Source organism: Kitasatospora sp. NPDC088391 (assembly GCF_044753345.1).
Taxonomy (GTDB): domain Bacteria; phylum Actinomycetota; class Actinomycetes; order Streptomycetales; family Streptomycetaceae; genus Kitasatospora.
In genome coordinates, this window is sequence record NZ_JBIVNB010000010.1 from 1 (window position 1) to 26228 (window position 26228).

The 26228-nt window shown below is 72.9% G+C and carries 24 protein-coding genes; 9 read left to right on the top strand and 15 right to left on the bottom strand.

The genetic code is table 11. The features are described 5' to 3' along the window. Positions 1–413: 413 nt before the first annotated feature. Genes ACIQBJ_RS26405 through ACIQBJ_RS26415 form a run of 3 tightly spaced genes read left to right on the top strand, consistent with a single transcriptional unit; the run spans position 414 to position 2580 of the window. On the top strand, positions 414–1175 hold the full coding sequence (locus tag ACIQBJ_RS26405) for a hypothetical protein (RefSeq protein ID WP_400715334.1): 762 nt from the start codon (positions 414–416) through the stop codon (positions 1173–1175). After that, positions 1172–1900, top strand: a complete 729-nt coding sequence (locus ACIQBJ_RS26410) for a DUF4166 domain-containing protein (protein WP_400715336.1) — start codon at positions 1172–1174, stop codon at positions 1898–1900. The genes ACIQBJ_RS26405 and ACIQBJ_RS26410 overlap by 4 nt, the downstream gene beginning before the upstream one ends. Before the next feature lie 23 nt (positions 1901–1923). Next, entirely contained in the window at positions 1924–2580 is a 657-nt protein-coding gene (locus ACIQBJ_RS26415; RefSeq protein WP_400715338.1) for a TetR/AcrR family transcriptional regulator, read from the top strand. Positions 2581–2689: 109 nt separating this feature from the next. On the opposite strand, the gene ACIQBJ_RS26420 is transcribed toward ACIQBJ_RS26415, so the two are convergent. The 4 genes from ACIQBJ_RS26420 to ACIQBJ_RS26435 form a co-directional block, all read right to left on the bottom strand. Next, positions 2690–4213 (bottom strand): CoA-acylating methylmalonate-semialdehyde dehydrogenase, encoded by a 1524-nt coding sequence (locus tag ACIQBJ_RS26420; RefSeq protein ID WP_400715340.1) that lies wholly within the window; start codon positions 4211–4213, stop codon positions 2690–2692. Between the two features lie 107 nt (positions 4214–4320). Continuing rightward, positions 4321–5253 carry a hypothetical protein gene (locus ACIQBJ_RS26425; protein ID WP_400715342.1) on the bottom strand — a complete coding sequence of 311 codons (933 nt, stop codon included), beginning with the start codon at positions 5251–5253 and terminating at the stop codon, positions 4321–4323. 27 nt (positions 5254–5280) lie between these two features. Then, entirely contained in the window at positions 5281–5727 is a 447-nt protein-coding gene (locus tag ACIQBJ_RS26430) for a hypothetical protein (protein ID WP_400715344.1), read from the bottom strand. Positions 5728–5906: 179 nt separating this feature from the next. Beyond that, positions 5907–7421 (bottom strand): gamma-aminobutyraldehyde dehydrogenase, encoded by a 1515-nt coding sequence (locus tag ACIQBJ_RS26435; protein ID WP_400715346.1) that lies wholly within the window; start codon positions 7419–7421, stop codon positions 5907–5909. A 184-nt stretch (positions 7422–7605) separates the two neighbouring features. On the opposite strand from ACIQBJ_RS26435, the gene ACIQBJ_RS26440 reads away from it, so the two are divergent. Further along, the gene (locus ACIQBJ_RS26440) at positions 7606–9252 is read left to right on the top strand and encodes a PucR family transcriptional regulator (protein ID WP_400715348.1); all 1647 of its coding nucleotides are present in this window, start codon (positions 7606–7608) and stop codon (positions 9250–9252) included. A gap of 48 nt (positions 9253–9300) precedes the next feature. On the opposite strand, the gene ACIQBJ_RS26445 is transcribed toward ACIQBJ_RS26440, so the two are convergent. The 3 genes from ACIQBJ_RS26445 to ACIQBJ_RS26455 form a co-directional block, all read right to left on the bottom strand. Beyond that, positions 9301–9903, bottom strand: a complete 603-nt coding sequence (locus ACIQBJ_RS26445) for a hypothetical protein (protein ID WP_400715350.1) — start codon at positions 9901–9903, stop codon at positions 9301–9303. A gap of 154 nt (positions 9904–10057) precedes the next feature. Further along, on the bottom strand, positions 10058–11416 hold the full coding sequence (locus ACIQBJ_RS26450; protein ID WP_400715352.1) for an aspartate aminotransferase family protein: 1359 nt from the start codon (positions 11414–11416) through the stop codon (positions 10058–10060). 100 nt (positions 11417–11516) lie between these two features. Further along, a complete protein-coding gene (locus ACIQBJ_RS26455) occupies positions 11517–12962 on the bottom strand; it encodes a gamma-aminobutyraldehyde dehydrogenase (RefSeq protein WP_400715354.1) in 1446 nt (481 codons plus the stop codon). A gap of 264 nt (positions 12963–13226) precedes the next feature. On the opposite strand from ACIQBJ_RS26455, the gene ACIQBJ_RS26460 reads away from it, so the two are divergent. The 4 genes from ACIQBJ_RS26460 to ACIQBJ_RS26475 all read left to right on the top strand — a co-directional run bounded on the left by ACIQBJ_RS26460 (position 13227) and on the right by ACIQBJ_RS26475 (position 17186). Further along, entirely contained in the window at positions 13227–13700 is a 474-nt protein-coding gene (locus ACIQBJ_RS26460) for an Lrp/AsnC family transcriptional regulator (protein WP_030458782.1), read from the top strand. Beyond that, a complete protein-coding gene (locus ACIQBJ_RS26465; protein WP_400715356.1) occupies positions 13697–15091 on the top strand; it encodes an aspartate aminotransferase family protein in 1395 nt (464 codons plus the stop codon). The genes ACIQBJ_RS26460 and ACIQBJ_RS26465 overlap by 4 nt, the downstream gene beginning before the upstream one ends. Before the next feature lie 239 nt (positions 15092–15330). Continuing rightward, the gene (locus tag ACIQBJ_RS26470) at positions 15331–16038 is read left to right on the top strand and encodes an ABC transporter ATP-binding protein (protein ID WP_400715358.1); all 708 of its coding nucleotides are present in this window, start codon (positions 15331–15333) and stop codon (positions 16036–16038) included. Positions 16039–16046: 8 nt separating this feature from the next. Next, positions 16047–17186: a hypothetical protein gene (locus ACIQBJ_RS26475; RefSeq protein WP_400715360.1), complete on the top strand. Its 1140-nt coding sequence runs from the start codon at positions 16047–16049 to the stop codon at positions 17184–17186. Between the two features lie 93 nt (positions 17187–17279). On the opposite strand, the gene rlmN is transcribed toward ACIQBJ_RS26475, so the two are convergent. From rlmN to rpsB, 6 genes are all read right to left on the bottom strand, one after another. After that, positions 17280–18380, bottom strand: a complete 1101-nt coding sequence (gene rlmN / locus ACIQBJ_RS26480; protein WP_400715362.1) for a 23S rRNA (adenine(2503)-C(2))-methyltransferase RlmN — start codon at positions 18378–18380, stop codon at positions 17280–17282. Positions 18381–18483: 103 nt separating this feature from the next. Next, positions 18484–19350, bottom strand: coding sequence for a phosphatidate cytidylyltransferase (locus ACIQBJ_RS26485; RefSeq protein WP_400715364.1), 867 nt, complete (start codon positions 19348–19350; stop codon positions 18484–18486). Between the two features lie 197 nt (positions 19351–19547). After that, positions 19548–20105 carry a ribosome recycling factor gene (gene frr, locus ACIQBJ_RS26490; protein ID WP_400715366.1) on the bottom strand — a complete coding sequence of 186 codons (558 nt, stop codon included), beginning with the start codon at positions 20103–20105 and terminating at the stop codon, positions 19548–19550. A 74-nt stretch (positions 20106–20179) separates the two neighbouring features. Next, a complete protein-coding gene (pyrH, locus tag ACIQBJ_RS26495) occupies positions 20180–20941 on the bottom strand; it encodes a UMP kinase (protein ID WP_400715368.1) in 762 nt (253 codons plus the stop codon). Positions 20942–21225: 284 nt separating this feature from the next. Continuing rightward, the gene (gene tsf / locus ACIQBJ_RS26500; protein ID WP_400715370.1) at positions 21226–22065 is read right to left on the bottom strand and encodes a translation elongation factor Ts; all 840 of its coding nucleotides are present in this window, start codon (positions 22063–22065) and stop codon (positions 21226–21228) included. Between the two features lie 132 nt (positions 22066–22197). Next, a complete protein-coding gene (gene rpsB, locus ACIQBJ_RS26505; protein WP_400715371.1) occupies positions 22198–23103 on the bottom strand; it encodes a 30S ribosomal protein S2 in 906 nt (301 codons plus the stop codon). Between the two features lie 557 nt (positions 23104–23660). On the opposite strand from rpsB, the gene ACIQBJ_RS26510 reads away from it, so the two are divergent. After that, positions 23661–24359: a murein hydrolase activator EnvC family protein gene (locus ACIQBJ_RS26510; RefSeq protein ID WP_400715373.1), complete on the top strand. Its 699-nt coding sequence runs from the start codon at positions 23661–23663 to the stop codon at positions 24357–24359. Positions 24360–24405: 46 nt separating this feature from the next. Here ACIQBJ_RS26510 and ACIQBJ_RS26515 read toward each other — a convergent pair whose 3' ends face one another. Both ACIQBJ_RS26515 and whiG read right to left on the bottom strand, forming a co-directional pair. Next, positions 24406–25128, bottom strand: coding sequence for a TetR/AcrR family transcriptional regulator (locus ACIQBJ_RS26515; RefSeq protein WP_400715375.1), 723 nt, complete (start codon positions 25126–25128; stop codon positions 24406–24408). Between the two features lie 136 nt (positions 25129–25264). Beyond that, entirely contained in the window at positions 25265–26194 is a 930-nt protein-coding gene (gene whiG / locus ACIQBJ_RS26520) for an RNA polymerase sigma factor WhiG (RefSeq protein ID WP_400715377.1), read from the bottom strand. Positions 26195–26228: the final 34 nt, after the last annotated feature.

Genomic DNA, 26228 nt, shown 5'->3' on the forward strand with positions numbered 1-26228 from the left:
CAGCTTATCAGATCCGAGCTCGTGCTCTTTCCCGACTCGCTTTCGTCTTCTGCGACCTGACGGCCCGTCCGACGTTTCAAACTCTAGCCGATCCCTGCTCCGAAAAGCGAATCCGCCGCAATCTCCGAAAAAGCGCACAGCAAATACGAACGAAGCCGCGAAAGAACGCGACCCGCTACGGACCGACTGAGTGGTTGATCAGGGATTGGCCGCCCCGGGACCGTCCACACGGATTGCGTGTCCGGTGCTCCCTGCCGAGCGACCAGTCAACACTACGCCGGTTCCACGCCCGGCGCAAACGCGGCGTGGGGTGACATCGCCACCCCACCCTCTTGAGCGATTGCTCAAACTTCTGCCATGATGGCGTCGCCGGAGTTGAGCAGTCGCTCAAAACCTTGCTCGAGGAGACTTCCATGCCTGGTCAGAGCCGTCGAAGGGCTGCACCGATCTATGTGGAGCTGCCGATCCGTGCGGAGCTGGAACGGGTCTGGGAACTCACCCAGGACCCGGCGCAGCATCAGCGGTGGGACGCGCGGTTCAGCCGGATCGAGTACGTGGACGGTGCGGCGGAGCCGGTGCGCTTCCGGTACTGGCTGGGGTGGTCCCGGGGGCCGGCGCTGACCGGGACGGGTGTGACGACGGCGCAGCGGGAGCGGGCCGACGGGTCGCGGGTCAGTGCGTTGCGGTTCGCGTCCGACTCGGGGTGGTCGCCGTTGCAGGAGGGCGCGGGGTACTGGCGCTACCTGGTGGGCGGGGGCGGGGTCACGTTCATCACCGGGTACGACTACCGGACGTGGCGGTGGCCGGGCGGGGGCTGGTGCGACCGGTGGGTGGTGCGGCCATGGGTCGGGTGGTTGACGGCCTGGTCGTTCGACCGGTTGCGGTTGTGGGCGGAGCGCGGGGTCGCTCCGGAGCGGGCGCTCGTCCATGGGCTGGCCGAGGTGGCGGCGCGGGTCGGTGCCGCGGCGGCCTCGGGGGCGGTGCTCGGTGACGGCGGGTTGCTCGGGGTGCCGGGGTCGCTGGTGGCGCTGCTCGTTCTTCTCCTCTCTCTATTCGTTCCGCCGTCGCCGGTCACTCCGGCGGCCCGTCGTTGCCGGCGGCGGGCGCGGCGCGATTCCGTCGGGCGGGCCGCCGCTCGTCCGCCTCGTCTTCTGAACTCTTTGGAGCTGCCATGACTGTCACGTTGTTCGACTCGCCCGTCCCGGCGGCGGATTTCCGGGAGGGTTCGATATTCCGGGCGGCGCTCGGGTCGGAGTTCGAGCGTCTGCATCCGGAGTTGCAGCGGCGGTTCGGGTTCTCGACGGCGGACGGGATCGCCTGCGTCGGGACAGGGCGGATGGAGCGGATCGAACGCGGGCCCGGGGTGGTCGCCCCGTTCCTCCGGTTGGGGACGCGACGGAACATCCTGTTCCCGGAGCACGGGCGGGACGTGCCGTTCACGATCGCCAACTATGCGTACCGGGACGGGTTCGGGCGCGAGACGGTGACCTTCGTGCGGACGTTCCAGTTCGTCCGGCCGCGGCGGTTCGACGCGACGATGGTGGCGGCGCCGGGGCGGCCGGGGGCGATCGTCGACTACCTGGGGACGCACCAGCACCTGGCGGTGGACCTGCGGTTGGGGGTGACGGAGCAGGGCGGGCTGGTGATCTCCTCGGGGGCGCAGCGGGTGGCGTCGCTGGTGGGGGCGCCGTTGCTGCCGGCGGCGGTGACGGGGCGGGCGGACCTGCACGAGGGGTTCGACGAGCGGGCGGGGCGGTTCCGGATCCGGGTGCGGGTGACCAACCCGGTGGTGGGGCTGGTGCTGGGGTACCAGGGGTGGTTCACGGCGGAGTACCCGCGGGTGGGTCCGGAGGGGGTGCCGAGCCATGTCCGGCCGGTGCGCGAGTCGTTCCGGCTGTGAAGGGGCGGGCTACGCTGCGGCGCATGAGCGACACACGTGAGCGGTTGATGGACGCGGCCATCGGGGCGCTCAAGCGGCAGGGCATCTCGGGGGTGTCGGCGCGGAGCATCGCCGGGGAGATCGGGGCCAACCAGGCGCTGGTGTTCTACCACTTCAAGACGGTGGAGGGGCTGCTCGCGGCGGCGGCGCTGCGGGAGACCGAGGCGCGGTTGGGGCGGTACCGGGAGCGGTTCGCCGACGTGGCTTCGCTGCGCGAGCTGCTGACGGTGGGTCAGCAGGTGCACGCGCAGGAGCGGGAGGCGGGGAACGTCGCGCTGCTCGGGCAGTTCCTGGCGGGGGCCCGGGGGTATCCGCAGCTGGCCGAGGTGACGGCGGAGGGCCTGCGGCTGTGGACGGTGGAGATCGAGGCCGTGCTGGGGCGACTGTTCACGGGGCACCCGCTGGCGGAGTTCCTCGACCTGCCGGGACTGGCGCGGGCGGTGACGGCGGCGTTCGTCGGCCTGGAGCTGTACGAGGGGGTGGACCCGGAGGGTGCGGCGGGGGCGTTCGCCGCGCTGGACGGCTTGGGGGTGCTGGTCGAGGTGGTGGACGGCCTCGGTCCGGTGGTGTCGCGGGCGGTGCGGACGACGGTCCGTCGGCAGGTCCGCGGCAAGGGCACCGGCGGCCGGGAGGCGGGTTAGCCCGTACCGACGGGGCGACGGGGAAGAGCCGGAGCGGAGTGGGTGCGGAACGGCCGGAAGGCCGGCCCCGTCGGGGGCCGGCCTTCCGTCGCGCCGGAGTGCGGTGGGCTCAGTTGTTGGTGGGGAAGCCCAGGTTGATGCCGCCGTGCGAGGGGTCGAGCCAGCGCTGGGTGACGGCCTTGCCGCGGGTGAAGAACTGGACGCCGTCGGCGCCGTAGGCGTGGCTGTCGCCGAACAGCGAGGCCTTCCAGCCGCCGAAGGAGTAGTAGGCGACGGGCACGGGGATCGGCACGTTGATGCCGACCATGCCGACCTCGACCTCGTTCTGGAAGCGCCGGGCCGCGCCGCCGTCGTTGGTGAAGATGGCGGTGCCGTTGCCGTACGGGTTGCTGTTGATCAGTTCCAGGCCCTCGTCGTAGGAGGGGACCCGGACGACCGACAGGATGGGGCCGAAGATCTCGTCGTTGTAGACGGACATGCCCGGCTTGACGTGGTCGAACAGGGTGGGGCCGAGCCAGAAGCCGTCGGTGGTGGGGGCACCGTTGGCGTCCTCGCCGGTGATGGCGTGCTTGCGGCCGTCGACGGCGAGTTCGGCACCGTCGGCGACGCCGGACTCGACGTAGGAGGTGACCTTGTCGCGGTGCACGCCGGTGACCAGCGGGCCCATCTCGGAGTCGCCGTTGCAGCCGGGGCCGACCTTGAGGGTGGCCATCCGCTCCTTGATCTTGGCGACCAGCTCGTCGCCGATCGGGTCGACGGCGACCAGGACGGAGATCGCCATGCAGCGCTCGCCGGCCGCGCCGAAGCCGGCGTTGATGGCGGCGTCGGCGGCGAGGTCGAGGTCGGCGTCGGGGAGCACCAGCATGTGGTTCTTGGCGCCGCCGAGGGCCTGCACGCGCTTGCCGTAGCGGGTGCCGTTCTCGTACACGTAGCGGGCGATCGGGGTGGAGCCGACGAAGGAGACCGACTTGATGTCGGGGTGCTCCAGCAGGCGGTCGACGGAGACCTTGTCGCCGTGCACGACGTTGAAGACGCCGTCGGGGAGACCGGCCTCCTTCCACAGCTCGGCGATGAAGTTGGCGGCGGACGGGTCCTTCTCGGAGGGCTTCAGCACGACGGTGTTGCCGGCCGCGATGGCGATCGGGAAGAACCACATCGGCACCATGGCCGGGAAGTTGAACGGCGAGATGATGGCGACGGGGCCGAGCGGCTGGCGGATCGAGTAGACGTCGACGCCGGTGGAGGCCTGCTCGGTGAAGCCGCCCTTGATCAGCTGCGGGATGCCACAGGCGTACTCGACGACCTCCTGGCCGCGGGCCAGCTCGCCGAGGGCGTCGGAGTGCACCTTGCCGTGCTCGGCGACGATGATCGCGGCGAGCTCGTCCTTGCGGGCGTTGAACAGCTCGCGGAAGTTGAACAGCACCTGGGTGCGCTTGGCGATGGACGCCTTGCGCCAGGAGGTGAACGCCTGGGCGGCGGCGGCGACCGCCTGGTCGACCTCCGCGATCTCGGCGAAGTCCACCTGGCCGGTGACCTGGCCGGTGGCCGGGTCGTAGATGTCGCCGCGGCGGGGCGCGGTTCCGGCGGTGGCGACGGACTGGCCGCCGATCCAGTGCGTGATGTGCTTGCTCAAGGGTCTCTGCCTCCGACTGTCCACGGACGTCCCGCGCTCGTTCTCCAGTCTGCGCGGGGAGGGTGCCCCGCTCAACGAGCACCCTGACGGAGAACCGCGATTCACCCTTACAGGTCGTCGGAGCGCCCCGCCCCGTCCGGCGCCCCCGTCCCGCTGGCGTCCCCCGCCCCGTCCGAATCCGCCGCGTCTTCCACCCCGTCCGGCTCCTCGGCGCCGGCCAAGTACGGGTCGTACAGGCCGTCGGCGAGCGCGACGGTCTCCAGCAGGTCCAGCCGCAGGTCCTGGGCCCAGGTCTCGGCCCAGCGCCGGGCCTCCTCGGCGCCGGGCGGCAGCAGGGCGGCGGCGGTCTCCAGCCGCTCGGCGAGGGTGTCGGCGGTGACCTCCTCGTCGGAGGCGGCGGCCAGGGCGAGCAGTTCGCCCTCCCGGAACCGGGTGCTGAGCGCGTACAGGGCGAACAGGTCGGCGGGCAGGGCGCGTTCGCAGAGGGTGCGGACGGCGAGCGCGGCGGCGTCCTCCAGCGCGGCGACCAGCACGGGTGCTCCGACCCCGACCCCGGCGGACGGCACGGGCGGCGCGCTCAGCCCGGTCGGCACGGGCGGGTGGCGCAGCGGTTCGCGGCGCAGTTCGATCCCGAGGGCGCGTCGCGCGCCGTCGGTGACGGTGAGGTGGTGGCGGCGCGGGGTTCCGGCGGCTTCCCGGACGTCGTGGCCGACGGCGCGCAGGGCGGCGGCGAGTCCGGCGGCCAGGTCGGCGAGCGGTGCGCCGTCGGCGCTGATCAGCAGCAGGTCGGTGTCGCGGACGGGGGCGCGCAGGCCGTGCCGCCGCAGCGCGTCGGGTCCGGCCAGCACGAGGGCGTGCCGCAGGCAGTAGGGCCGGGCGTCGGCGAGCAGCGCGCTGCGGTCGGGGCGGCCGGGGACGGTGCCGGTGGGGCTGCCGGGCAGCCCGGGCTGTTCGACCGGGTGCCCGGACGGGGCGCGCTGCTCGCCGACGCCCGGACGGTCGGGATAGCCGGGGCGGGTCGGGCGCTGTGTGCGGTCCATGGGGCAAGTCTGGCCCGTTCTGGCCGGTCAATGCCGGGAGCGGAGCCGGGCGGCGGCGTCGTGCAGGGCGAGTTCGAGGGCGGCGGGGTCGACGAGGCGGCCGCTGCGCTGCGGGGGGATCAGCCAGTGCGGGCCGCGGGTGGGGCGGGTGGGGTGCGGGATCGCGATCCAGGTGCCGTCGCCGGAGGCGCGGATGCCGGTGCCGGTCCAGCGTTCGGCGGTGCCGACGGGGACCAGGAAGCCGACGGTGTCGTTGGCCGGGTCCTCCAGGACGGGGCCGCCGCCGAGCCGGTCGAGCAGCGCGGCGGCGGGGCGGCCGAGCGGGCCGGGGGCGTGCAGGACGTCCCAGCGGCGGCCGGCGGGCAGCAGGGCGAGGCCGAACCGGGTGCGTTCCCAGGTGCGGCGGCAGGTGTCGGGGTCCAGGGCCGCGTCGGCCAGCCAGTGCAGGGCGCTGGGGTGGCAGGTGGTGCTCACGGTCGTTCCTCGTCTCTCCCGGGCGCGGGCGGTGGTGCCTGCTGCCGTCACCCGGGAGAGCGGGGTACCTGCGGTTTCTTACACGGATCACCCGAACGGATCACCCGAACGGATCGCCCGGACAGGTCCTCCGGCCGGGCCGTCCGGTCGGGCCGCCGGCCCGCGCCCCTGGCGGCCCGTCAGCGGTCGCCGAAGATCGTCCGGTGCCAGTCCTTGCGGGCGACCGCGGTCGTGTCGAACATGACGTGCTTGACCTGGGTGTACTCGTCGAGCGAGTACTGCGACATGTCCTTGCCGTAGCCGGAGGCCTTGTACCCGCCGTGCGGCATCTCGCTGATGATCGGGATGTGGTCGTTCACCCAGACGCAGCCGGCGGCGATCTCGCGGGTGGCGCGCAGCGAGCGGTGGATGTCGCGGGTCCAGGCGGAGGCGGCGAGGCCGTAGGGGGTGTCGTTGGCGAGCCGCAGGCCCTCCTCGTCGCTGTCGAAGGGGAGGACGACGAGCACGGGGCCGAAGATCTCGCCCTGGACGACCTCGCTGTCCTGGGCGGCGCCGGTGATCAGGGTGGGGCGGTAGTAGGCGCCGCGGGAGAGGTCGTGGCCGTCGTGGCCCTTGCCCTCGGCGGGGCCGCCGGTGACGACGGTGGCGTAGGAGCGGGCGCGTTCGACGAAGCCGGCGACCCGGTCGCGGTGGGTGAAGGAGACCAGCGGGCCCATGTCGGTCAGCGGGTTGCGCGGGTCGCCGATCCGGATGCCGTCGTAGAGCTCGGCGACGCCGGCCACGAAGGCGTCGAACAGCGGGCGCTGGACGTAGGCCCGGGTGGCGGCGGTGCAGTCCTGGCCGCTGTTGATGAGGGAGGCGGCGACGGCGCCGTGCACGGCGGCGTCCAGGTCGGCGTCGTCGAAGACCACGAACGGGGCCTTGCCGCCGAGTTCGAGGTGGGTGCGCTTGACGGTGGCGGTGGCGATCTCGGCGACCCGCTTGCCGACGGCGGTGGAGCCGGTGAAGGACACCATGGCGACGCCGGGGTGCCCGATCAGGTGCTCGCCGGCGGTGCGGCCGGCGCCGGTGACGACGTTGACGACGCCGTCGGGGATGCCCGCGGCGGTGCAGGCCCGGGCGAACATCAGCGAGGTCAGCGGGGTGATCTCGGCGGGCTTGAGGACGATGGTGTTGCCCGCGGCGATCGCCGGGAGGATCTTCCAGGCGGCCATCTGCAGCGGGTAGTTCCAGGGCGCGATGCTGCCGATGACGCCGATCGCCTCGCGGCGCACGTAGGAGGTGTGGTCGCCGCTGTACTCGCCGGCGGCCTTGCCCTCCAGGTTGCGGGCGGCCCCGGCGAAGAACGCGGTGTTGTCGACGGTGCCGGGGACGTCGAACCCGGTGGACAGCTTGATCGGCTTGCCGGTCTGCGCGGTCTCGACCCGGGCGAACTCGTCGGCGTGCTCGGCGAGCACCGCGGCGAGGCGGTTCAGCGCCTCGGAGCGGGCCCCGGGGGTGGCGCCGGACCACTCGGGGAGGGCGGCGCGGGCGGCGGCGACGGCGGTGTCGACGTCGGCGGCGGTGGCGAGCTCGACCTGCTGGACGGTGCTGCCGTCGGCCGGGTTCACCACGGCGAACGGTTCGCCGCCGGAGCTCCTGGCCGGGCGGCCCGCGATGTGCTGCGCGCCCTCGTTGAAGCTGGTCAGGTCCATGAGTTGCCTCCATTGCCTACTCGACCCGGCCGACGATGCCTCGGCGGGGGTGCCCGGGGCAAGCGTCACTCAGCAACCCGGCGGACGGGCCTCTTTACATCCTGCAAGGGCGCGTCCGGATGACAGGGCGTCGCCGCCCGGCGTGATTGACTTGACACCCTGAAACCCCCTGGAGGTGTCCGCGATGCTCCCCACCGTCGCCCGCGTGCTCGACCTGGACGTGATGCGGCGCGGCCTGCCCCAGGTGGTGGCCGGCGCCTCCGCGCTGGAGCGGCCGGTGCGCTGGGTGCACGTCAGCGAGCTGCCGGACGTGGCGGGGGTGCTGCGCGGCGGCGAGCTGGTGCTGTCGACCGGCATCGCGCTGCCGGAGGATCGGGACGGGCTGGCCCGCTACGTGCGGGAGCTGGCCGAGGTCGGGGTGGCCGGGCTGGTGATCGAGTTCGGCCGCCGGTACTTCGACTCGCTGCCGCGGGCGCTGGTCGCGGCGGCGGAGCGGCACAACCTGCCGCTGGTGGTGCTCCGCCGGGAGCTGAAGTTCGTCGCGGTGACCGAGGCGGTGCACGCACTGGTGGTGAACGCGCAGCTGGAGCAGCTGCGGGTGTCCGAGGCGGTGCACCAGGTCTTCAACGAGCTGGCCACGGAGGGCGCGGAGCCCGCCGAGGTGGTCCGGCAGGTGGCCCGGATGGCGGGCGCCCCGGTGGTGCTGGAGAACCTGGCGCACCAGGTGCTGGCGCACGACACGGCGGGCCGGGGCGAGCAGGAGCTGCTGGAGAACTGGGAGCACCGTTCGCGCGGGGTGCACCCGCCGGGCCGGACGGGCTACGACCCGCGCTCGGGCTGGCTGGTGACCACGGTGGGCGCCCGCGGCCAGGACTGGGGCCGGCTGGTGCTGATCGACGAGCCGGTGCCGCTGCCCCAGGACGTGGCGCACCCGCAGGCGATGCTGCTGGAGCGCGGCGCGGCGACGCTGGCGCTGAACCGGCTGGTGGTGCGGGACCGCGAGTCGCTGGAGCGGCAGACCCACCGCACCCTGCTGTCGGGCATCCTCACCCACGCGCTGACGGTCTCCGAGGTGGCGCTGCGGGCGCAGGCACTGGGCGTGCAGTTGGAGGGGCGGCGGCTGGTGGGCGTGGTGCTGAGGCAGCGCCAGGGCCCGTTGCACGCGGCCCTGGAGGCGCAGGCCCGACTGCGCGACTTCACCGAGCTGGCCGCGACGGCGATCCGCGCCTCCCGGCTGTCGGCGCTGGTCGGCGCGCTGGACGACGAGGGCGTGGGCCTGCTGGTGGCGCTGGGCTCGCAGCAGGACGAGCACGCCTCGCTGGAGGCGTTCGCGGCGGCGCTGCGCCGGCTGTCGGCGGAGACGGGCCGGGACGGGGCGGCGGCGGAGCCGGTGATAGCGGTCGGCTCCTCGGTGGGCTCGGTCCGGGACGCCCGGCGCACCCTGCTGGAGGCGACCCAGGTCGCGGACGCCGCCCTGCACGACGCCCCGGGCGGCCGGGCCGCCTACTACCGCCTCCCGGACGTCCGGCTGCGCGGCCTGCTGCACCTGCTGCGCGACGACGAGCGCCTGCAGACGTACGTGGAGCGGGAGTTGGGGCCGCTGCTGGCGTACGACGCGGAGCACGGCGGCCAGCTGGCGCAGATGCTGCGGATCTACCTGGAGCAGGGCCGCAACAAGTCGGCCGCCGCGGACGCCGCGCACCTGTCCCGGCCGTCGTTCTACGACCGGCTGCACAAGGTGGAGCGCATCCTCGGCGTCGACCTGGACCAGGTGGAGTCCTGCCTGTCGCTGCACGTGGCGCTGCTGGCGCTGGACGCGGTCCGCCGCTAGCCACCGCCCGGACGGCCACGACGAACGGCCGACGGCTACGGGCGGCGGCTACGGGCGGACGGGCAGTGCCGGGAGGTTCTCCCGGTTCACCTCCAGGGCGGCGACCGAGCCGTCCTCGAAGTGCAGGTCGACCCGGTCGGAGATCCAGGTGTGCCTGACCTGGACCCGGCGCAGCTGCGGGTGGGCGAGTTCGCCGAGCGGGACGAGGCGGCCGCGCACGTGGGTGGCGACCAGGACCCGGCGGTCGGTGGAGACCAGCACCACGTCGTCGTTGCGGTGGTCGGCGGCGGCGGAGCGCACCGTGATGACGAAGCGTCCGGCGAGGCTCTGCCAGCCGCCCCGCAGGGCGCGGCCGCGCAGCAGGCGGCGGAGGCTGCGGACCAGGCCCCAGCTGATGCTCTCGAACAGGTCGCCGAGGGTGTCGAGCAGGTCGAACAGACCGACCACGGCGTCGAGCGCGCGCTCGGAGCCCAGCCGCATGTCCGGGCGGCGGTAGCGGCGCGGGACGCGGCGGATCAGGTCGCTCAGGTCGCCGTCGGCCGCCCCGTGCACCTGTTCCCCCGGCCCGGCCAGCGCCCATGCCTGTTCGAACCACTTGCCGCCGCCGTGCGGCCGGGCCTGCTGGACCTGCTGGACCTGCTGGTACGTCATCGTGCTCCCCCGTGCGCTGCCCCGTGCCGGCCCCGGGCCGGGGCCGTGTTTTCGGCGGGTCATCGTAGCGGCCGGCGGTCGCGGGCATGCGAACGGGCCCCGGCGGAGGGTTCCGCCGGGGCCCGTCGACGGGGCGTCGGGCCGTGACGGGGTGTCAGGCCGTGTGCGCGTCGGTCAGGGTGAGCACCTCGTCCAGCACGGCGAGGCCGGCCTTGGCCTCCTCCTCGCTGACGTTGCACGGGGGCACCACGTGGAAGCGGTTCATGTTGGTGAACGGCCACAGGCCGCGCTGCTTGCAGGCCGCCGCCAGCTGCGCCATCGGCGCGTTGTCGGCGCCGGCCGCGTTGTAGGGCACCAGCGGTTCGCGGGTCTCGCGGTTCTTGACCAGGTCGAGCGCCCAGAACACGCCGAGGCCGCGGACCTCGCCGATCGAGGGGTGGCGCTCGGCCAGTGCGCGCAGGCCGGGGCCGAGCACCGTCTCGCCGATGTGCTTGGCGTTCTCCACGATGCCCTCCTCGGCCATCGTGTTGATGGTGGCCACGGCGGAGGCGCAGGCCAGCGGGTGGCCCGAGTAGGTCAGGCCGCCGGGGAACGCCTTCTGCGCGAAGGTCTCGGCGATGGCGCCGGAGATCGCCACGCCGCCGAGCGGCAGGTAGCCGGAGTTGACGCCCTTGGCGAAGGTCAGCAGGTCCGGGGTGATGCCCCAGTGGTCGGCGGCGAACCACTCGCCGGTGCGGCCGAACCCGGCCATCACCTCGTCGAGGATGAACACGATGCCGTAGCGGTCGCAGATCTCCCGGACGCCCGCCAGGTAGCCGGCCGGCGGCACCAGGATGCCCGCGGTGCCGACCACGGTCTCCAGGATGATCGCGGCGACGGTGCCGGGGCCCTCGAACGCGAGGGTCTGCTCCAGGTGGGCGAGCGCGCGCTCGCACTCCTGCGCCTCGTTCTCGGCGTGGAAGTTCGAGCGGTACGGGTAAGGGCCCCAGAAGTGCACGATGCCGGAGACGCCGGTCTCGTTGGCCCAGCGGCGCGGGTCGCCGGTCAGGGCGATCGCGTTGGCGGTGGCGCCGTGGTACGAGCGGTAGGTGGAGAGCACCTTGTGCCGGCCGGTGTGCAGCCGGGCCATCCGGATCGCGTTCTCGTTCGCCTCGGCGCCGCCGTTGGTGAAGAAGATCTTGTCCAGGTCGCCGGGGGTGCGCTCGGCGATCAGCCGGGCGGCCTCGCTGCGCGACTCCTCGGCGAAGCCCGGGGCGATGGTGCACAGCTGGGCGGCCTTGGCCTGGATCGCCGCGACCACCTTCGGGTGCTGGTGGCCGATGTTGGTGTTCACCAGCTGCGAGGAGAAGTCCAGGTAGCGGTTGCCCTCGTAGTCCCAGAAGTAGGAGCCCTCGGCACCGGCCACCGCGAGGGGGTCGATCAGTGCCTGGGCGGACCACGAGTGGAAGACGTGCGCGCGGTCGGCGGCCTTGACGGCCTGCCCGGCGGCCGAGTCAGCGGTGGGAGTGCTCATGCGATCCAGCGTAGGGACGCCGGGGCCCCAGCTGCAGTTGCACCCTGTCACAGGACGCGCGCGTCGCCATGACAGGGTGCAAACCTCGCTGCCGGGTGCGTCAGATCGCGGTCATCACGTGCTTGATCCGGGTGTAGTCCTCGAAGCCGTACGAGGACAGGTCCTTGCCGTAGCCGGACTTCTTGAAGCCGCCGTGCGGCATCTCGGCGACCAGCGGGATGTGGGTGTTGATCCACACGCAGCCGAAGTCCAGGCGGCGGGACATCCGCATCGCGCGGGCGTGGTCCTTCGTCCAGACCGAGGAGGCGAGCGCGTACTCGACGCCGTTGGCGTGGTCGACGGCCTGGTCCTCGTCGGTGAACTTCTGCACGGTGATGACCGGGCCGAAGACCTCGTTCTGGATGATCTCGTCGTCCTGGAGCAGGCCGGAGACCACGGTCGGGGCCCAGAAGTAGCCCTTGTCGCCGACCCGGTGGCCGCCCGCCTCGATCTTGGCGTGCGCGGGCAGGCGCTCGATGAAGCCGGCCACCTGCTTCAGCTGGTTGGCGTTGTTGAGCGGGCCGTACAGCACGTCCTCGTCGTCCACGCCGCCGGTCTTGGTGTCGGCGGCGGCCTTGGCGAGCGCCTCGACGAAGGCGTCGTGGATCGACTCGTGCACCAGCACGCGGGTGGCGGCGGTGCAGTCCTGGCCGGCGTTGAAGAAGCCGGCCACCGAGATGCCCTCGACGGCCTCGGCGATGTCGGCGTCCTCGAAGACCACGACCGGGGCCTTGCCGCCGAGCTCCAGGTGGACCCGCTTGACGTCCTTGGCGGCGGACTCGGCGACCTGCATGCCGGCCCGGACGGAGCCGGTGATGGAGGCCATCGCCGGGGTGCGGTGCTCGACCATCAGGCGGCCGGTCTCGCGGTCGCCGCAGATCACGTTGAAGACGCCGGCCGGCAGCTCCAGCTCCTTCAGCACGCCGCCGACGATCTCGGCCAGCAGCGCGGTGGAGGCGGGGGTGGTGTCGGAGGGCTTCAGCACCACGGCGTTGCCGGCGGCGATCGCCGGGGCGAACTTCCACACGGCCATCATCATCGGGTAGTTCCACGGGGCGACCTGCGCGCAGACGCCGACCGGCTCGCGGCGGACGATCGAGGTCATGCCGTCCATGTACTCGCCCGCGGCCTTGCCCTCCAGCAGGCGGGCGGCGCCGGCGAAGAAGCGGAGCTGGTCGACCATCGGGCCGATCTCCTCGGAGAGGGTCAGCCCGCGCGGCTTGCCGGTGTTGCGCACCTCGGCGTCGACGATCTCGTCGGCCCGGGCCTCGACCGCGTCGGCGATCTTCAGCAGCAGCTTCTGCCGGGTGGACGGGGTGGAGTCCCGCCAGATCGGGAACGCGGCGGCCGCGGCGGCCATCGCGGCGTCGACGTCGGCCGCACCGGAGAGCGGGGAGGTCGCGTAGACCTCGCCCGTGGTGGGGTCGACGATGTCGAGCGTGCGGCCGTCCGCCGCGTCGACGAACTCGCCGTTGATGTAGTTGCGCAGCGTACGAAGCTCGCTCACGGTCTCTCCTCGGTCTGGGCCTGCGTCGTTGCGGTCCCGGCGCCAGGTTACCCCGGGGTCGAGCGGCCACGGCATGTCAGCGACAAGCCACGATCGGCGGTGTGCAGGCGCGCGCGTGTACGTGGCCAGCCTACCCATCCCGCTGCGGTTATCGACAGACCCGTGCCACCAAGGCCACGCTTTCCGCGCCCGATCTTCGAAACCACGACGAAATCAGCAGCACACCCGCTTGCGATTCGGCGGCCGGTCGGGCACAGTGGCGGCGTGGCCAACCGCGACCGGAACGCCAGCGTTCCCCTCGACGCCGCCTCCAAGGCGATCATCGAGCAGCTCCAGGAGGACGGACGCCGTCCGTACGCCGCCATCGGCAAGGCCGTCGGCCTGTCCGAGGCGGCCGTCCGGCAGCGCGTCCAGAAGCTGCTCGACCAGGGCGTCATGCAGATCGTCGCCGTCACCGATCCCCTCACCGTCGGGTTCACCCGCCAGGCGATGGTGGGCATCCGGGTCGAGGGCGACATCGAGCCGGTCGCCGACGCGCTGGCCGCCTTCGACGAGGTCGACTACGTGGTGTGCACCGCGGGGTCGTTCGACCTCCTCGCCGAGCTGGTGTGCGAGGACGACGAGCACCTGCTCGAACTGATCAACAAGCGCATCCGCGCGCTTCCCGGCGTGCGGAGCACCGAGAGCTTCGTTTACCTGAAGCTCCGGAAACAGACCTACACCTGGGGCACCCGATGACAGCCGAGCCGGCTTCGAAGGACCTTTCCAAGACCGCCTACGACCACCTGTGGATGCACTTCACCCGCATGTCGTCGTACGAGAACTCCCCCGTGCCGACGATCGTCAAGGGCGAGGGCACCTACGTCTGGGACGACAAGGGCCGCAAGTACCTCGACGGCCTGGCCGGCCTGTTCGTGGTGCAGGCGGGCCACGGCCGCGAGGAGCTGGCCGAGGCCGCCGCCAAGCAGGCCAAGGAGCTCGCCTTCTTCCCGGTGTGGAGCTACGCCCACCCGAAGGCCGTCGAGCTGGCGGAGCGCCTGGCGAACTACGCCCCGGGCGACCTGAACAAGGTCTTCTTCTCCACCGGTGGCGGCGAGGCCGTCGAGACCGCCTGGAAGCTGGCCAAGCAGTACTTCAAGCTGACCGGCAAGCCGACCAAGTACAAGGTCATCTCGCGCGCCGTCGCCTACCACGGCACCCCGCAGGGCGCGCTCTCCATCACCGGCCTGCCGGGCCTGAAGGCCCCGTTCGAGCCGCTGGTGCCGGGCACCCACAAGGCCCCGAACACCAACATCTACCGCGCCCCGGCCTTCCTGGCCGGCCCCGACGGCACCGTCGACCCGGAGGCCTACGGCCGCTGGGCCGCCGACGAGATCGAGCAGGCCATCCTCTTCGAGGGCCCCGAGACCGTCGCCGCCGTCTTCGTCGAGCCGGTGCAGAACGCCGGCGGCTGCTTCCCGCCGCCGCCCGGGTACTTCCAGCGCCTGCGCGAGATCTGCGACCGCCACGACGTGCTGCTGGTCTCGGACGAGGTCATCTGCGCCTTCGGCCGCCTCGGCACCATGTTCGGCGCCGACAAGTTCGGCTACGTGCCGGACATGATCACCTGCGCCAAGGGCATGACCTCGGGCTACTCTCCGATCGGCGCCACGATCATCTCGGACCGCATCGCCGAGCCGTTCTACAAGGGCGACAACACCTTCCTGCACGGCTACACCTTCGGCGGCCACCCGGTGTCCTCCGCGGTGGCGCTGGCCAACCTCGACATCTTCGAGCGCGAGGGCCTGAACCAGCACGTCCTCGACAACGAGTCGAAGTTCCTGGGCACCCTGAACAAGCTGCGCGACCTGCCGATCGTCGGCGACGTCCGCGGCAACGGGTACTTCTACGGCATCGAGCTGGTCAAGGACAAGGTCACCAAGGAGTCGTTCAACGACGACGAGGTCGAGCGCGTCCTGTACGGCTTCCTGTCCAAGGCCCTGTTCGACAACGGCCTGTACTGCCGCGCCGACGACCGCGGCGACCCGGTGGTCCAGCTGGCCCCGCCGCTGATCTCCGACCAGTCGACCTTCGACGAGATCGAGCAGATCCTGCGGACCAGCCTCACCGACGCGTGGGCGAAGATCTGACCGGCTGAGCCTCCTTCCCCACCCTCCACCGAAGGGCGGCCCCGACTCCTCACGTCGGGACCGCCCTTCGGCGTCCCCGGAAGGCGGAACCGGGACGGCTCCGGGAGTGATTCCGGGGCCCAACACGCCGGGTTCGGGACGATTCATCCCTGATCGGAGCAGTGCGGCGCGCCCGCGCGGCCGCCCGATCGTTCTAATCTGACGACTGTCATATTCCCGTCGGCACCTGGATGGATCACATGTCAGCGGCCCCGCCCGACAACGACGTGCTCTGGGCCCGGGGGATCGTCAAGTCCCACCACGGCACCCCCGCCCTGCGCGGCGTCTCGCTGGGCGTCCGCGAGGGCGAGATGCTCGCCGTCACCGGTCCGCGCGGCGCCGGCAAGTCCACCCTGCTCGGCTGCCTGTCCGCCCAGCTCCCGGTCGACGACGGCGAGGTCTGGTTCCACAGCGCCCCCGTGCACACCCTGGGCCGGGCCGGGCGCGAGAAGCTCCGCCGCGAGCGCTTCGGCTACGTCGGCCCCGAGCCGCAGCTGGTGCCGGAGCTGACGGCCCGCGAGAACGTCGCCCTCCCCCTGCTGCTGGCCGGCACCGGCCACAAGGCCGCCGCCCGGGCCGCCACCGAGTGGCTGGAGCGCCTGGACGTGGCGGACTGCGCCCGGCTCCGCCCCGCCGAGCTCCCGCAGGACCGCCGCCAGCGGATCGCCGTCGCCCGGGCGCTCGCCGCCGAACCGCCCGTGGTGTTCGCCGACGACCCGACCGCGCCGCTGCACCGCGACGACCGCGAGCAGGTCCTGCGGATACTGGCCAGCGCCGCCCGCTCGCACCGGCTCACCCTCGTCCTCGCCACCCACGACCCCGACCTCGCCCGGTACGCCGACCGCACCGTCCACCTGGTCGACGGCCGGATCGCCACCGAGGCCGCCGCCGTCACCGCCGGACGCTGAGAGGCCCCGTGTACTACTTCGGACTCGCCCGCGGCTACCGGGCCCTCGACCTCGCCCGCGCGGTCCTCACCGGCACCGCGGGCGCCGTGGTCGCCGCCCTGCTGCTGCGCGCCCTCGGCCGCGCCCTCAGCGGCACCGGCGGCAACCTGGAGCGCCTGCTCTGGTGCCTGCCGCCGCTCGCCGCCGTCGCCTGGTTCGCCGCCGTCGCCGCCCGCGCCGTCCCCGCCCAGCACCCCGAGCGGATCACCGGCCTGACCGCGGCCGGCGCCGGCGCCGGCCGGGTCCGCCGGCTCATCGCCGGCGAGACCGCCCTGGCCTGCGCGCTCGGCTCCGCGTTCACCCTGCTGCTGTTCCTGGTGCTGCGCAACGACATCGCCGGGCCCGGCCTGGCCCCCGACCTCGGCATGGGCGTCCCGCTGCCCGCCGCCGCCCCGGTCGCCCTGCTCGCCGTCGTCCCGCTGGTCGCCGGGGTGTCCGCGGCCTGCGCCGTCCGCCTCCCCGAGGCCCTGCCCGGCCGCCCCGCCGAGCCCGCCCGCCCGCGCTGGACGGCCCGCCGGCTCGCCCTGCCCGGCCCGCTGCTGCTGGTCGGGGCCGGCCTGGAACTGTACGGGCTGCGCCCCGACGCCACCTCCGCCGAACGCACCCTCGACCTGCCCGGCGGCCTGCCCGCCACCAGCCCCGCCCTGCTGATCGGCTGGGCCTTCGCGGTGTTCGCCCTGGCGCTGTGGACGGGGCCGCTGCTCGCCCTCGCCGGGCGGCTGCTCGCGCTGCGCGCGCCCGCCCCGCTCCGGCTGCTGGCCGGCCGCGGCCTCACCGCGCAGGCGCACCGGCTCGGCGCCCCGCTGGCGATCCTCACCACGGTGAGCGCCCTGGCCCTGGTCGGCTGGCGGAACTGGGCCCGGACCGGGGCCGACGTCCCCGCGCTCACCGTGGTCGAGACCGTCCTGGTCCTGGCCTGCGCGGTCGCCGCCCTGGCCGCCCGCCTGCACGAGCTGCGCGGCGAGCACCGCCCCACCCTCGCCGCGCTGGACCGCCTCGGCACCCCGCCCGGCCTGCTCACCGGCGCCCTCGCCCTGCGCACCCTGGCCGCCGGCACGGTGCTGCTGGTGACCGGCGGGCTGACGCTGCTGCTCTGCCCGCTGCTCTGACGTCCTTCCGGGGCGGTTCCGGGGCGGGAGCTTCCGGGAAACGCGAAGGGGGCCCGCTCCGGCGGGCCCCCTGTCGTTCCTGCGGTGGTGCGCTCAGCCGGCGGCGGCGAGCTGGCCGCAGGCGCCGTCGATCTCCTGGCCGCGGGTGTCCCGGACGGTGGTCGGGACGCCGTGCGCCTGCAGGCGGCGGACGAACTCCCGCTCGTCCTCCGGCTGGGAGGCCGTCCACTTCGACCCCGGCGTCGGGTTGAGCGGGATCAGGTTCACGTGCACCCGGCGGTTCTTGATCATCCGGCCGAGCAGGTCGGCGCGCCAGGCCTGGTCGTTGATGTCCTTGATCAGCGCGTACTCGATCGACACCCGGCGCCCGGACTTCTCCGCGTAGTTCCACGCGGCGTCCAGCACCTCGGCGACCTTCCAGCGGGTGTTGACGGGCACCAGCTCGTCGCGCAGCTCGTCGTCCGGGGCGTGCAGCGAGAGCGCGAGCCGGCAGCTCAGGCCCTCGTCGGCGAACCGGTGCATGGCCGGGACGAGGCCGACCGTCGAGACGGTGATGCCGCGCTGCGACAGGCCGAAGCCGTCCGGGGCCGGGTCGGTGAGCCGGCGGATCGCGGACAGCACCCGGTTGTAGTTGGCGAGCGGCTCGCCCATGCCCATGAAGACCACGTTCGACAGCCGCGCCTCGCCGCCGGGCACCGCACCGGTCCTGAGGTCGCGCATGCCGGCGGCGATCTGCTCGACGATCTCCGCGGTCGACAGGTTCCGGGTCAGCCCGGCCTGCCCCGTCGCGCAGAACGGGCAGTTCATGCCGCAGCCGGCCTGCGAGGAGATGCACATGGTGACCCGGTCCGGGTAACGCATCAGCACCGACTCGACCAGCGTCCCGTCGAAGAGCTTCCACAGCGTCTTGCGGGTCTCGTCGTCGTCGCAGGACACGTGCCGCACCACGGACATCAGCTCGGGCAGCAGCGCCTCCGTCAGCTTCTCCCGGCTGGCCGCCGGGATGTCCGTCCAGCCGGCCGGGTCGTTGTCCAGCCGCCCGAAGTAGTGGTTCGCCAGCTGCTTGGCGCGGAACGGCTGTTCGCCCAGCTCGGCGACGGCCTCCTTGCGCTCGGCAGGGCTGAGGTCGGCGAGGTGTCGCGGGGGCTTGGCGCCACGCGGCGCGACAAAGGTCAGTTCTCCGGGCTTAGGCATGGTTGTTCCAGTGTCGCAGATGCCGGACGGCCCCCGGACGCGGTGGCGTCGCGGGGGCCGTCCCGTGGCGGGGGCGCGGGGGTTGGGGGCGCGGGGTCGGGGGTCAGCTGCCGACGAAGGCGGCGAGCAGGAGCCAGACCACCGGGGCGGTGGGGAGCAGGGAGTCCAGGCGGTCCATGATGCCGCCGTGGCCGGGGAGCAGGGTGCCCATGTCCTTGATGCCGAGGTCGCGCTTGATCATCGACTCGGCGAGGTCGCCGAGGGTGGCGGTGACGGCCGCGCAGCCGCCCAGGATCAGGCCCTGCCACCAGGTGCCGCCGTCGATCAGGTAGTGCATCAGCAGGGCACCGGCGATCATCGACAGGCCGATGCCGCCGGCCAGGCCCTCACGGGTCTTGCCGGGGCTGATCGTCGGGGCGAGCTTGTTGCGGCCGAACTTGTAGCCGACGGCGTACGCCCCGGTGTCGGAGCAGATGGTGACGACCAGGAACAGCAGGATGCGCCAGGCCCCGTCGTCCGCGGCCAGGATCAGCGCGACGAAGGTCGCGAGGAACGGGACGTAGAAGGCGGTGAAGACGCCTGCCGTTATGTCGCGCAGGTAGTTCTCCGGCGGCGTCGCCATCCGGGCGACCATCATCGCCAGGCCGGTCAGCGCGAGGATCGCGGCGGCCCACTGGCCGCCCGCGAAGTAGCCGGTGACGACCATGCCGACGCCGCCGACCAGCAGCGGGACCTGCGGGACGTGGACGTCCTTGCGCTCGGCGAGCCGGCTGGTGAGTTCCTGGATGCCGACCGCGACGGCGGCGGCGACCACCACCATGAAGACGGCCTTGACCACGAACAGCGAGGCCGCGATGACCGCCCCGAGTCCGACGCCCACGCCTATCGCGGCGGGCAGGTTGCGGCCGCCGCGCGGCTTGCGGGGCTGCTGGTCGGTGTCGGCCACGGGGGTCTCCTGCACGGGGGGCATGAACTGAGTCTGTGCCGCGCCGCCCCCTCTCCATGCCGGAGGCCGCCGCGTGTGACCCGTTTGGTGTCGGCCGGGTCGGGCCGTGGCGGTCCGGTCCGCTCCGGACGGGGCGGTCCGGCCGGACCGGTCCTGATCGAGCCGCGCCCCGGGTCGGACGGTGGTGGAACCGCCGGCCCGGGGCGTGCGCGAGGTCCGGATCAGACCTCCAGCAGCTCGGCTTCCTTGTGCTTGAGCAGCTCGTCGACCTGCGCCACGAACTTGGCGGTCAGGTCGTCGAGCTCCTTCTCGCCGCGGCGGCCGTCGTCCTCGCCGATCTCCTTGTCCTTGACCAGCTTGTCGATCGCGTCCTTCGCCTTGCGACGGATCGAGCGGACCGAGACCTTGGCGTCCTCGCCCTTGCCGCGGGCCTGCTTGATGTACTCGCGGCGGCGCTCCTCGGTGAGCTGCGGGAGCACCACCCGGATGACGGAGCCGTCGTTCGACGGGTTGACGCCCAGGTCCGAGTCGCGGATCGCGGTCTCGATGGCCTTCAGCGCGGTCTTGTCGAACGGGGTGACCATGGCCATCCGCGGCTCCGGGACGGAGAACGAGGCCAGCTGGTTGATCGGGGTCAGGGTGCCGTAGTACTCGGCGACGATCTTGGCGAACATCGCCGGGTGCGCACGCCCGGTGCGGATGGCGGCGAGGTCGTCCTTGGCGACGCCGACGGCCTTCTCCATCTTCTCCTCGGCCTCGAGGAGGGTCTCATCGATCACTGTGTGCTCCCTGTCCGGTTCATCTGCTGTTGTCCCGTTCCGGTGCCCCGGACGGCTGTTGCTGCTCAGAGTCCCTAGGCCTGGGCCCGGGCGGAATCCTCGCTGATGAGTGTGCCGATCTTCTCACCCTTGACCGCACGGGCGATATTGCCCTCGGCGAGCAGCTCGAAGACCAGGATCGGCAGGCCGTTGTCCTTGCACAGGGTGATCGCGGTCAGGTCGGCGACCTTGAGGTCGCGGGAGATCACCTCGGTGTAGTCGAGCGCGTCGAAGCGGACCGCGCCGGGGTTGGTCCGCGGGTCGGAGTCGTAGACGCCGTCCACGCCGTTCTTGCCCATCAGCAGGACGTCGGCGTGGATCTCCAGGGCGCGCTGCACGGCGGTGGTGTCGGTGGAGAAGTACGGCATGCCCATACCCGCGCCGAAGATCACCACGCGGCCCTTCTCCAGGTGCCGGATGGCGCGCAGCGGGAGGTAGGGCTCGGCGACCTGGCCCATGGTGATGGCGGTCTGCACCCGGGTCTCCATGCCCTCCTTGATCAGGAAGTCCTGGAGCGCCAGGCAGTTCATCACGGTACCGAGCATGCCCATGTAGTCGGAGCGGGCCCGGTCCATGCCGCGCTGCTGGAGCTCGGCGCCGCGGAAGAAGTTGCCGCCGCCGATCACGATGGCGACCTCGGTGCCGGCCCGGACCACGGTGGCGATCTCACGGGCGATGGCGTGCACCACGTCCGGGTCGACGCCGAGGCCGCCGCCACCGGCGAACGCCTCGCCGGACAGCTTGAGCAGTACCCGGCGGCGTGCACCGCCCGGCGCGGTCTCCTGCGTCTCCTGCATGGACTTCTCCTTCTCCGCCTGCTGCTCAGCAGATCTGCGTGTGCTGGTCACGGCTCCGGATGCGGGCACCCGGAGCCGTGTACACGAGAGGAGGCCATCGCCGCGGGAACCGGTACGGTCTCCTGCACGGCAATGGCCTCCTCGTCGTTCATGGTGCCGACGCCGCCCCCACGGGGTGCCGGGGGCCGCGGTCGGCGCGTTCCGCCGCCCTCGCGGGCGGGTCCCCGCCTACCTTATGTCCGGCACGGGGCCGGACCGGGGCGGGAGGGGCGTGGGGAACGGTCTCAGGCGCCGACGCGGAAGCGGACGAAGCGCTTGAGGGTGACGCCGGCCTCGTCGAGGACCTTGGCGACGGACTTCTTGTTGTCCTTGGCGAACGCCTGCTCCAGGACGGCGTTCTCCTTGACGAAACCGGTGACCCGACCCTCGACGATCTTCGGCAGGGCGGCCTCGGGCTTGCCCTCCTCGCGAGCGGTGGCCTCGGCGACGCGGCGCTCGTTCTCCAGGTCCTCGGCCGGGATCTCCTCGCGGGAGAGGTACTTCGGCGCGAAGGCGGCGATGTGCTGCGCGACGTCCTTGGCGGTCTCGGCGTTCTCCTGGTCGAGCTCGACGAGGACACCGATGGTCGGCGGCAGGTCCGGGTCGGACTTGTGCATGTAGAGGCCGACGAAGCCGTCGTTGTCGAACTGCGCGAAGCGGCGGAAGACGATCTTCTCGCCGAGGGTCGCGTTGGCCTCGTCCACGAACTGCTGGACGGTCTGGCCCGGGTTGATCTCGGAGGCCAGGGCGGTCTCCAGGTCGGCCGGGGAGGTGGCGGCGACGTGCGCGGCGATCGCGTTGGCGACCTCGACGAACTTGCCGCCCTTGGCGACGAAGTCGGTCTCGCAGTTCAGCTCGACCAGCACGCCGGACTTCTTGTCCTCGGCGATCAGCGCGGCGACGGCGCCGTTGGAGGCGTCACGGCCCTCGCGCTTGGCAACGCCCTTCTGGCCCTTGATGCGCAGGAGCTCGACGGCCTTCTGGACGTCGCCCTCGGCCTCGTCCAGGGCCTTCTTGCAGTCCATCATGCCGGCGCCGGTGAGCTCACGGAGCTTCTTGACGTCCGCGGCGGTGAAGTTCGCCATGGTTGTGATCTCTTCTCACGTCTCGCGTGTCTGCGTGGGAAAGTGCCGCGGCCCGTGGTGCGGGCCCCCGGCACGGGAGAGAGGGGCACCCACCGGCTCAGCCCGGCCGGTGCCCCTCACCCTGGTGGTGCGTCAGGCCTGCTCGGCCTCGGCGGCCGGAGCCTCGACGGCCGGAGCCTCGGCAACGACCTCGGCGGCAGCCTCGGCCGGGGCCTCGACGGCAGCCTCAGTGGCAGCCTCGGCGGCGGGGGCCTCGGCGGCCTTGTCGCCCTCGAGGATCTCCTTCTCCCAGGCGGCCAGCGGCTGGTCGGCGCCCGGCTCGGCCTTCGCGTCGCCCTTGGCGACACCGGCGCGGGACTTGAGGCCCTCGGCGACGGCGTCGGCGATCACGCGGGTCAGCAGGGTGACGGAGCGGATCGCGTCGTCGTTGCCCGGGATCTTGTAGTCGACCTCGTCGGGGTCGCAGTTGGTGTCGAGGATGGCGACGACCGGGATGTTGAGCTTCCGGGCCTCGCCGACCGCGATGTGCTCCTTCTTGGTGTCCACGATCCAGACGGCGCTGGGAACGCGCTGCATGTCGCGGATACCGCCGAGGGTCTTCTCCAGCTTGTCGTACTCGCGCTGGAGGACCAGGAGCTCCTTCTTGGTGAGGCCGGAACCGGCCACATCCGTGAAGTCGATCTCGCCGAGCTCCTTGAGGCGCTGCAGGCGCTTGTAGACGGTCGAGAAGTTGGTCAGCATGCCGCCCAGCCAGCGCTGGTTGACGTACGGCATGCCCACGCGGGTCGCCTGCTCGGCGATGGCCTCCTGGGCCTGCTTCTTGGTGCCGACGAAGAGGACGCTGCCGCCGTGGGCAACGGTCTCCTTGACGAACTCGAAGGCGCGGTCGATGTAGTTCAGCGACTGCAGGAGGTCGATGATGTAGATGCCGTTGCGCTCCGTGAAGATGAAGCGCTTCATCTTCGGGTTCCAACGACGGGTCTGGTGACCGAAGTGGACGCCGCTCTCCAGCAGCTCCCGCATCGTGACGACGGCCATGTGCCGTGCTCCTCGGTGTGTCGCCCGGCGCGCCGTCGGAGGCGCGAACGCGTCGCGCCCTTGGGGGTGCCGGGGCTCTCGGTTTGACCGTGACAGCCGGGTGGCCGTCACGCCTGACGCCCCGACGTGCCAAGCCGCTCGGCCTGGACGAGGCTTGCGGCCTCGGCAGGCTCGGCGGACCGAGCGGCACTCGCACCGGACGATCGCTCCCGGAGGGAGATCGACTGTCGGTGGCGGGGCGTGCGAAGTCGACCCGGCAGACCGGGTCGCGTGTGAAGTGTACGGGAAGCCCCGAGCCACGGGCGACTCCGCGGGCTCCCACCACCCGCTTCGGTACCGGTGACGGCAATCCGACGACCGCCGTTCACCCCTGCGGGGGACGCCGGTTGTCCACAGCCCCCGGTCTGTCCACAGCTCCCGGAACCTGCGGGCGGAGCGGTGGCCCCGCGGGCCAGGGTGGTGCGCGGACCGGCCCGGCGGGCCGGTCGTCGGCGGCGCGGGGCTGCCGGCGGTACGAGGCTGCCGGTGCCGGCGGTGCGGGACTTCGGGAGGTCGGGATGGGGTGGCCGCGGGTCGGGCCCCGGGTGGTCCGGGTGGTGGTGGGGCTGGCGGCGACGCTGGTGGTCGGGGCGGCGGCCGGACTGGCCGCCGGGCTGCTCGCGGGCGGGCCGTCGGCGGGCATTGCGGCGGGCCCTGCGAGGGGCGACGCCCCGGGCGGCGTGGCCGTGGTGGCGGCCCGGCTCGGCGGGGCGGGGGCCGATCTGCCGACGGCGGTGGAGCGGGCCGTCCCGGTGGAGGACTCGGCGGCGCGGGGCCCGGTCGGGCCCGGGGCGGGGCGGGTGTGGCCGGTGGGCGACCGTTCGGGTCTGCTGCGGCGGTTCGATCCGCCGCCGGTGCGGTGGGCGGCCGGGCACCGGGGAGTGGACCTGGCCGCCGCGCCGGGCTCGGTGGTGCGGGCGGCCGCGCCCGGGGTGGTGACCTTCTCCGGGGAGGTGGCGGGGCGGCCGGTCGTCGTGGTGACCCACCCCGGCTCCGGCACTCCCCCGCTGCGGACCACCTACCTGCCGGTGGCCGGGTCGGTGCCGGTCGGCACGGCGGTCGCGGCGGGTGAGGCGATCGGCGCCCTGACCGGCGACTCCGGCCACTGCCCGGTCGACTGCCTGCACTGGGGGCTGCTCCGCGGCGACCGCTACCTCGACCCGCTCGCCCTGCTCGGCAGCGGCCGGGCCCGCCTGCTGCCGCTCGACGGGCCCTGACGCCGGGTCAACTCCCTGCCGGGGCCGGGCGACGGGCCTCCCGGGGTCAGTTCCCGGCGGGCCGGGGCGCGTCCGCCGCCCGGTCCGCTCCCCCGTCCCTGCGCTCCGGGGTGCCGTGCTCCTGGTGGGCTCGTTCTGGGTGGGCTCGTTCTGGGTGGACGTGTTCCGGCTGGACGTGTTCCGGGCGGTTCGCCGGGCGCAGGCCGTCCAGGGCGAACCGGGCTGCCGCGTCGGAGATCTCCCGGACCGCGGCGGCGTCGGCCGTGCCCGCCCCGTCCCGGCAGCGGTCGATCTGCCGGACGGCGGCTTCGACCACGCCCTGGAGCAGCGCGGCCGCGACACCGGGCCGCCGGTGGCCGAGGTCCTCCAGGGTGCGCACCACCATGGCGGTGAGCCCGGCGTGGGCGGTCCGGATGCGGGCCCGTGCGGCGTCGTCGAGCTCGAACTCGGCGACCGCCACCACGGCGCGGTGCACCGGGTCGGTGGCCAGCGCCACCTGGCCCCGGACGTAGGCCTCGATCCGTTCCGCCGCGCTGTCCCGGGCCGTCATGGCGGCTTCGATCTCGGCGGCCCAGAGCGGGAGGTCCGCCGTGCAGAGCGCTTCCACCAGTTCGGACTTGGAGCGGAAGTACTCGTACACCGAGGACCTGGCCAGCCCGGCGCGCGCGGCGAGCGCGCTGAAGTTCAGCGCGTCCCGGCCGCCCTCCGCCAGCAGGACGCGTGCGGCGTCCAGCAGCGCTGCCTGCTGCAACTGTCGATGCTCGGCCACCGTGGCCGCCCGGATTTTCGGCACGCCCCAACTCTACGGACGCTGACGGCCGGTGGAGGCGTCACCGCTCCCACCGGCCCGGCCCGGCGCTGCCGGTTCCGGGCCGCGCCGGGCCCGCCGGGCGGGTTTCGGCCGTTCAGCGGGCGTCGGACATCTTCGCCCGGAGCTGGAGGACCGACTTGGTGTGGATCTGGCTGACCCGGCTCTCCGTCACCCCGAGCACCTGCCCGATCTCCGCGAGGGTGAGGCCCTCGTAGTAGTAGAGCGTCACCACGGTCTTCTCGCGTTCGGGCAGGGTGTTGACCGCGGAGGCCAGCAGCCGCCGCAGTTCGCGGTCCTCGGCGATCTCGACCGGGTTGTCGGCGCCGCTGTCCGGCAGCGTCTCCATCAGGGTCAGCCGGTCACCGCCCTCGCCCGCCGAGTGCAGCAGTTCGTCGAGGGCCACCACGTTCGCCAGGGACAGCTGGCTGAAGATGGTGTGCAGGTCGTCCAGCGAGATGCCCATCTCCGACGCCACTTCGGGGTCGTGCGGTGTCCGTCGGAGCCGGGCCTCCAGGGTGGCGTAGGCCCGCTCGACCGCCTTGGCCTTCTGCCGCACCGACCGGGGGATCCAGTCCAGGGCCCGCAGTTCGTCGATGATCGCCCCGCGGATCCGGCTGATCGCGTAGGTCTCGAACTTGATCGCCCGGTCGATGTCGAACTTCTCGATCGCGTCGATCAGCCCGAACACCCCGGAGGACACGAAGTCCGCCTGCTCCACGTTCGCCGGCAGGCCGACCCCGACTCGGCCGGCGACGTACTTCACCAACGGCGAGTAGTGCAGGATCAGTTGATCGCGCAGCCCGTGGTCGCCCGTCTCCTTGTACGACCGCCACAGTGCGTGCAGCGCCGACTGATCGGCGCCCCTGCCGCGTTCACCGCCCTTGGGGGGGGTCGCCTCCGCCGCCTGCCCGGGCTCCCCGGACGCACCGGTCGTACCGCTCCGCTCGCCGTCGCCCTGGGCGGGCGCGGGCGGAGTGGCCCCGGAACGTGCCGCGCCGCCTTCGCCCACCGGGGCCGGGGGCACCGAGGAGAGCAGGGACGAGGGCGTGGAGGGCCCG